Here is a 1,182-nt window from a genome sequence, read left to right on the forward strand (position 1 = left end):
GGCGGCGTTGTGGGCGGTCCTCGGCGACGGCCAGGACGCCGAGGCGGACGCCGACGGCGTTGGCGGGGTGAGTTTCTTCAACGAGTTGAAGGCGGACCCGGGAAAGTTGGGCCTGGAGACCCTGCTGGGCGAGATCGTGAAGCTACGCCGGGTCCGGGCGATCGGGCTTCCGGCCGGGCTGTTCGCTGACGTCGCGGAGAAGCGGGTCGCCCGGTGGAGGGCGCGGGCGGCGGCGGAGTACCCGTCGACGCTGCGCCGTGACCACCCGCCGGAGGTGTCTCTGACGCTGCTGGCGGTGTTGTGCTGGTGCCGGCAGACCGAGGTCACCGACTCGCTGGTCGAGTTGTTCATCGACCTGGTGCGGGTGATCAACACGCGGGCGGAGCGGCGGGTCGAGCGGGAGCAGATCGCGGAGTTCCGCCGGGTCGCGGACAAGGACAACGTGCTGTACCGGCTGGCCGGGGTGTCGGTGGCACACCCGGACGGGATCGTCCGCGACGTGGTGTACCCGGCGGTCGGGGAACAGACGCTGAAGGATCTGGTGGCCGAGGCGAAGGCTACCGAGTCGCGGCGACGCCAGCGGGTGCGTACGGTGCTGGCCAGCTCGTACTCGCACCACTACCGCACGATGCTGCCGAAGCTGCTGGACGCGTTGACGTTCCGGTGCAACAACACGGCGTACCGGCCGGTGATGGACGCCCTGGAGTTACTGCATCGGTACAAGGACCGCGACGGCAGGCTCACCCACTACGACCGGGCCGACCGGGTGCCGCTGGACGGGGTGGTCAAGGCCGACTGGCGACCGGCGGTCATCGACGACCGTGGCCGGGTCGAGCGGATTCCGTACGAGCTGTGCGTGTTGCAGGCCCTGCGGGACGCGGTCCGCCGGCGGGAGATCTGGGTGGAGGGCGCCCGTGCATGGCGCAACCCGGAGACGGACCTGCCGGTCGACTTCGACCTGCACCGCGACGTGCACTACACCGCGATTGCGCAGCCGACCGACCCGACCGAGTTCGTCACCGCGCTGCGGTCGCGGGTGGAAACGTCGCTGGCACGGTGGGCGGCCGCGATGCGCGCCGGTACGGCCGGGACGTCGGTCGGCACCCGCAAGGGGCAGGTGTGGATCTCGGTGTCGAAGCAGCCGGCCCAGCCGGGTGCCGGCGAACCTGGACGCGGTCAAGG

General features: G+C 71.0%; 1 pseudogene. It reads left to right on the top strand.

Features of this window, described 5'->3' with window-relative positions:
* Window positions 1-1,182: pseudogene (locus AB0H52_RS31635) on the top strand (Tn3 family transposase); the annotation flags it as partial.

This window comes from Micromonospora sp. NPDC050695 (genome assembly GCF_040654415.1).
GTDB lineage: Bacteria > Actinomycetota > Actinomycetes > Mycobacteriales > Micromonosporaceae > Micromonospora.